This is a genomic window from Streptomyces alkaliterrae (assembly GCF_007097205.2).
In the GTDB taxonomy this organism is placed as follows: Bacteria; Actinomycetota; Actinomycetes; order Streptomycetales; family Streptomycetaceae; genus Streptomyces; species Streptomyces alkaliterrae.
The window spans coordinates 1-6,191 of the sequence record NZ_VJYK02000318.1 but is presented as its reverse complement, the minus strand read 5'-3'; the positions used below and the strand labels follow the sequence as shown (position 1 = coordinate 6,191).

At 67.9% G+C, this 6,191-nt stretch carries 4 protein-coding genes; 3 read left to right on the top strand and 1 reads right to left on the bottom strand.

Going from position 1 to position 6,191, the window contains the following annotated elements:
• Positions 1-167: 167 nt before the first annotated feature.
• Positions 168-4,187 carry a helix-turn-helix domain-containing protein gene (locus tag FNX44_RS22470; RefSeq protein ID WP_143650609.1) on the bottom strand — a complete coding sequence of 1,340 codons (4,020 nt, stop codon included), beginning with the start codon at positions 4,185-4,187 and terminating at the stop codon, positions 168-170.
• 186 nt (positions 4,188-4,373) lie between these two features.
• On the opposite strand from FNX44_RS22470, the gene FNX44_RS22465 reads away from it, so the two are divergent.
• From FNX44_RS22465 to FNX44_RS22455, 3 genes are all read left to right on the top strand, one after another.
• Positions 4,374-4,991, top strand: a complete 618-nt coding sequence (locus tag FNX44_RS22465; protein WP_143650608.1) for an NYN domain-containing protein — start codon at positions 4,374-4,376, stop codon at positions 4,989-4,991.
• Positions 4,992-5,085: 94 nt separating this feature from the next.
• On the top strand, positions 5,086-5,628 hold the full coding sequence (locus FNX44_RS22460; RefSeq protein WP_143650607.1) for a Uma2 family endonuclease: 543 nt from the start codon (positions 5,086-5,088) through the stop codon (positions 5,626-5,628).
• Between the two features lie 243 nt (positions 5,629-5,871).
• The gene (locus FNX44_RS22455; protein WP_143650606.1) at positions 5,872-6,150 is read left to right on the top strand and encodes a hypothetical protein; all 279 of its coding nucleotides are present in this window, start codon (positions 5,872-5,874) and stop codon (positions 6,148-6,150) included.
• Positions 6,151-6,191 lie beyond the last annotated feature (41 nt).

Here is a 6,191-nt window from a genome sequence, read left to right as displayed (position 1 = left end):
CCCACCCCCACCTCGCCGAAGCCGCCGCCTACGCCCTCGCCTCCGACTACAACCCCACCGACGAGTTCCACCACGGCCTCACCCTCATCCTCACCACCCTCACCCCGGACACGCCCCCAGGCGCGTAGGGCGTCCGGAGTCGTTGCCCTCGGAGAGTACGCAGCTGATCACACCGGCGGCCCTGGGAGGTCGTCGGCCGCACGGTCGATGTTCCATTGGGCGCTGTCCTCCAGCGTCTTGTAGAGGAGGTCGACCGCTGATCCACGTGGAAGGCCGTCACGGATCTGCCGGGCGCGCCGGCGGATCTCGATGTCCTCCTCGTGCGGCTTGCCCGGCGTTCCTGTCCGGACCCCCGCGAAGATCGCTGCCCAGAGGCTTTCTCGAGTGCGCCGCAACAGGCGCTCAGAGAGCCGCGACGCTGACTTGAGTAGTGCGGCCACGAAGTCGACTCGGTCCCAGACGATGTGCTTGGGCAGCTTTCTCAGCAGCGGGACGGCGGCCTCGCCGAGAGCGGTATCACCATTCCGGTAGGGCTCCAGAAGCAGTCCGAGGACACGTTCGTCGGCAGATCCCACCAGCGTCCAGAAGAGCTCCGGGGCATGCAGCTCACGACACCAGGAGTCCTGCCGTGGCTGTGCCAGCCAGTCCCGCACTGATCGCGTGAGGCTCGAAAGCTCCGGGCTGGCGGAGAAGGGGAGCGGAACGGTCCACTTACTGGGCAGCGGATGGAAGAACTCGTCGACCTGAGAGCCCTCCAAGCGCTCAACTCGTGCGCGCAGGAGTTCGACCGCAGCGTCGGCATCGGCCTCTGCGAGGTGGGCGAAGAACTGCTGCACCACGTGACTGCTCAGCGTCGGACGAGCGACCAACTGGTCGAGGAGTACGGTCCGCTGGGTATTCGTCAGGTCGTTCCAGGAGAGGAGGCCGTCGGTCGTGAAAGCCGACCAGAAACGGTCCGGCAGCGGTCCGGCTTCGATGAGTGGATCGGAGGTGAGTAGCGCCAGAGCCGCATCCCTCGCAGTACGCAACATGGCCACGGCCACGTTGAGCGCACCGGCACGCACCACCGGATCGGAATGCTCCGACAGCGCCCGGGTGACATCGAGCACGTCCGCTGTTCCTGCTGACGTTTGACTGACCCATTCCTGGAGTGCCTTGGTGACAGACCAGGCCTCCACTGAGCTGCCGTCGGCGATGATCCTTCGGCAGGTTTCCACGGCGCGGAGTGCGTTGGTCTCGAAGGATGCGGCAAGCACCGGGGGAAGCATGACTCGTACTGTTCCCTCTTGCGCGTCGGCAAGCTCGTCGAGCAGGGCGGGGAACAGGTCGGGGGCTTCCCTCGTCGCCTCCTTGAGCAGTGCGCGGACTCCCTCCGAGTGGTCGGCGAGGACTTCCCGCCCTGTCTCCACCAGGGAGACAAGGAGCGCGGCCGCCTGGTCGGCTGGTCGTGTTCTCAGTTCCTCCACGGCGGCGTGGCGGAGCGCTGCCCAGTAGCTCAGCACTCCTTCCGCCACCTCGGCGTTCTCGGCGCGAGGCACGAGCGCGTCCTCGTAGACCGCGGTGTGAAGGAGGAGCGCCAGCTGGTGTGCCGCGGTTGCGGGCAACGCGTCGATGATGGTCTGCGCCAACCGGCGGACCGGAGTCGTGCCGTGCTTTGCCGACCAGCTCAGCGATCGGCGTGTCTCAAGTGAGGTGAAAGGGGAAGGCCGCGCCTCGTCGACACGAGTCGCCAGTTCGGTGAGGAGCTCGACGTTGTACGGCTCGAAGTCCTCGCCTTGGTGACGAAGGACCTCCCTGAGAGTGGCGGCGGCGACGGTCGCGCGCACCTCGTCCTCGGCCGCGTACTGATTGAGCAGAATCGATGCCGCACGTCGCCGGACCGGTGCCACCGCCTCAGCGTCGACCGCGTACCGCCTGAGAGCGAGAGTCCAACCGTCCATCGTCCGTGTCTCCGCCGTGTTCGAGAACAGGGGATCGAGGAGTGCAAGAGGCATGCGGTCCGCCGGATCGGGTGCGGCTTCCTCCAACCAGTCCGGCAGGGCTTCGAGCAGGATCTCCTGGTAATCCAGAGGCTTACCCGGCGCGTAGGCCGCCAGGTCGAGGAGGATGCGGAGCGGCGAGTCCGGCTTCTGGCCCAGAGCCCGCTTGTCCTCCCGCCCCAGCGACCACAGCAGGTCGTACACGGTACGTAGGTGGTCCAGATCGACAGCCACGGCCTCGAGTACACGCGGCACTTCGCGGATGACGTCGGCTTGGCTGCGGGGTTTGAGCCAGCCGGACTCGTCGCTTCCTTCGTTGTCGGTCGTCGGGTGGGCAAGCGCCCACCGAATCAGGCCGAGGACCCGCTGAGGCTGGAAGGGCGCGACCTTCCGCAGCAGGCGGAAGAGCGCCACGCGGGTATCCGCGCCACCCTGCTGGAAGTCGGCCTCCAAGCCGGCCCACAAGGGGGCGAGCACACTTTGGCGGGAGCGGCCGGCCCTCCATTGCCACTCGACGCGACTGGTGTTGATCAGCGCGTTCGACAGCGCCTCACCGTCCGCCTGTTCCTGGACGTGCCGCAGGTACCCGGTGGGCGAGCCGTTCTCCGGATTGATCGCCGCTTCGGCGAGGAGTACATCCCCCAGCAGGTCGGGGGAAATCCGCACGGAGGCACCGCGCCGGACGAGGACCCTGCTGTCAGTCAGCCTGAGGAGCCGAGGGCTGACTCTGGTGAACGGCATCTGCAGCAGGCCCGCCAACGCCTCCTGGAAGTGAGGAACGTCTACGGCAACAGGCTGTAGTGCGGCCACCGCGTGCAGCAGGGCTCGGTCGTCGTCGGGTTGTTCGGACCCCGACAGAGCGGACTGCACGAACACGTCAAGGAGCAACCGCCGCACATTGGGATGGCTCTGCAGCCTTCGGAGGTCGAGATCTCCTCTGCGCATCGCGATAGCAGCGTTCACCATCAGTAGCGGCGAGTCGGCGGCCAACTGGGCGACAACACGGGCGGAGTGGTCCGCGCCCTCGCCCATGACCTCACGAACCAGTGCCTCTGCCTCTTCGAGCCGCAGTGGAGGCAGTTCCCACCCGGGGACATCTCGCTCATCCAGATGAGCGGCGCGGAGCGCCCGCTGGACCACGGGCCTCCCGTACGGCCGAGTCGCGACCACCATTCGGGCACGGGGGCGAACTCGTAGAACTCCGTTCACGACCATGGCGAGGTCGTCCGCCCGGTCGTGAGCGTCCTCGACGATGACGAGCAGATGATCGATCGTCGGTAGAAGTTCGAACTCTTCCGGGGAGAGCGGTCCAGGCGGCAGCACACGTGTGGTCGCGCGTTGTTCGCGATCGTGCCGCAGGGCGAGTTCGTACAGCAGTCGACTCTTGCCTTGCCCTGCGGCTCCGGTCAGTACGGCGACCCGAGGTTCGCCGCCGCCGCCCGCGAACGCTCTCAGCGCTTCCAAGGTCTCCGTCCGGCCGACCAGTCGGAAGTCATGAGTACCGGGCAGCGGACGGAAGGCCTCTTCCGTGGTCTGCCACACACTGGGCGTCCGCACGCCCAGGAACTCCTGCCGCATGTCGGGGAAGTAGCGGTCCAGCAGCGTGAGCGTCTGCTCACGGGGAAGCCTGGCTACCTCGCGTGACAGGACCTCCGAGTCCCAGATCGTCCACTCGTCCAGCCCGTCACAGATCTTCTGGACGGCGGCACTCGCCCGCGTGGAAAGGAACAGGACACAGCGGTCGACTCCGGCAAGGACGGGGTCAAGCTTCCGGACCGCGTTCCTGAACGAATCCGGATGGAACTTCAGGTACCTCTTGCACTGGATGCCGACGCGCTCCCCGTCAGCCGTCACTACGCGGATGTCGATACCGTGCTGAGGGTCGCCCCTGACCCCGCAGCGCTGGACTTCCCTGGCGTCGGGATACAGCCGTGCGGCGAGCGCGGCACAGAACTGCTCGAACTGATACGCGTCGAGACGGTTGAAGGGAAGCTCTTCCAGGAGGGGTCTGCGCGGGGGAGTCTCGGTGCCCCCGATCCCCAGGGCAGCGCGGAGCCGATCGAGCAGTTCACCCCTGGGAGACGTCACTCCTCGCTCCCAGCGGCTCACTGTCTGCTGCCCGACGCCAAGCGCCCTGGCCAGCTCCCCCTGACCCCAGCCGCGCGCCTCGCGTGCGCTTCGGATCTCGCTGGCTGGAATCTCACCCATGAGGGAATCCTACGCACCCCTGAGTGAAACCTGTCGAGAGAATCCTCTGCTACTGTGGCCGAGGCAACAAAAACGGCCCCTTTCGGGGCCGTCAACCCGAGACGCTCGCGCACTCGGGGGGGTATGGCCACATGCTAGCACGGGCTCCTCCGGCGCGGCATGGTCCGCGGACGCGAGGGAGCGCGCATGGGGAGGACCGCCGTCCTTGTCGACGGCTTCAATCTGTACCACGGCATGAAGAAGCAGCGAGGCCGCCGCTACCTGTGGCTGGACCATGTGGAGTTGGCGTCTCGCCTGCGGCGTCGCGACGAGATCGTCGACGTCCGCTATTTCACGGCACCCGTGCTGGACGATGCTGACGCTGCCGACCGTCAGCGGACCTACCTCGAAGCCCTTGAGGCGCACAACCCCGGTGTGCTGACCGTCGTCAAGGGTCGGTACCAGCGCAAGCGCATGCGTTGTCGCACGTGCGGCGCCGACTGGATCAGCTACGAGGAGAAGGAGACGGACGTCAACATCGCCGTCGCCCTCATGGAGATAGCAGCCGCGGCTGAGGTCGACGCGGTGCTCGTCGTAAGCGCGGACAGCGACCTCTGTCCGGCCGTCCGATCGGCCAGACGAGTGAATCCGCAGCTGACCATCGTTCCGGCGTTTCCACCGCATCGGCGCTCCGGGGAACTGAGCGCACTGCTTCCGTCCGCCTTCACCATCAGCGAGACCAAGCTGCGCCAGTCCCAGCTGCCATCGGTTGTACGCGACTCTGTCACAGGGGCCAAGTACGTGCGCCCCACCTACTGGCAGTAGGGCATCTGCGTCGTGACGGACAGCAGGTCGCCGGGGTTGCTGTCCAGGGCAAACCGGCCTTGCTCGGGGGCCTGCGAGGGTGTGGGGCGCGAGCATGGCCGATGAAGAGTTGCTGGCCGAGTTCGAGCAGCTGGCGCGCGTCGCCGTGAGATCTCTAGAACGTCCCCGCCTGGAGTTCGTCCGCGACACCCTGCGTGTCAGGCCTGCGCCGGACGGGGCGCACGGCCGGATTGTCCAGTGGCTGACGCGTGCCTGCGTCGGGGCGTGCCCGGAACTGTGGCTCCACGATCAGGGGCTCAGGATCGATACCGGCCGGTCTGGCCGCGCCCGCCCCGACGGTGTGCTCGCACCCAGCAACGCCTTCGTCGGCCACCCGGAGTGGGCGGACCCGGCCCTCGCGCTGATGGTCGCGGACATCACCCCGCGCGCCCCCGACACGCCGAGTATCTACGCCGAGGCTGGCATCCCCGTCCATCTGCTCATCGACCGCGACCACTGCACGATCACCGTCTTCTCGGAGCCGGGCAGCGTTCGATACGCGAGGACGCGAACTGTTCCGTTCGGTAAGCCCGTTGACCTGCCGCCTCCCGTCGGGATCACCCTGGACACCGAGCCACTACGGGCATGGGTGAGGTGAGGCGAGTGTTCACCTACCGGGCGTGCACGCCGTGCCGTGAGGGCCAGCGGCTCATCCCGCTTGCCAGCACCCCGCCGACTCCGACGGCACGCCCCGCCCCGGCAGGGGCACGGCGGCACGGGGTAGATTCCCCGTCGGCGCCCGGGGTCTCCCGTGGGCACCGGACGGGCGGCGAGTGCGAGGGGTGTCGAGGTGTCCCAGGACCCCGCAGGGCGGCTGAGTGGGAGCGGCGACAGCCTCTCCGTGCGTGTCACGTGCCGTCTGCTGCCGTTCCGGCCGAACGGCGACCGGGTTCCGGTCGGCTACATGCTGCACCGCTGGGGGATCTGCCAGTTTGTTGCCGGGCCTGGCGGCCTGGTGCTCGGGATTCTGGCCGCACGGGCGGGGGACTGGTGGGTCTCCGTCCCCAGCCTGGTGGTCGGTGCCTGTGCGTCGGCCGTCAGCGCGCTGATGATCAAGGGTCTCTGGGTGCTGCGGAACCGACGCCGCGCCGGCGGGGCCGGGCGTGGCCGACGCGGGTGATGCCGGTTGCCGCGCCGGGGCGGCGCGGCGGGGCGGGGCGG

Bases quoted from the DNA above. Each gene is read 5' to 3' on its own strand.
- FNX44_RS22460 (WP_143650607.1), top strand. From the start codon at position 5,086: ATGGCCGATGAAGAGTTGCTGGCCGAGTTCGAGCAGCTGGCGCGCGTC.
- FNX44_RS22465 (WP_143650608.1), top strand. From the start codon at position 4,374: ATGGGGAGGACCGCCGTCCTTGTCGACGGCTTCAATCTGTACCACGGC.
- FNX44_RS22470 (WP_143650609.1), bottom strand. From the start codon at position 4,187: ATGGGTGAGATTCCAGCCAGCGAGATCCGAAGCGCACGCGAGGCGCGC.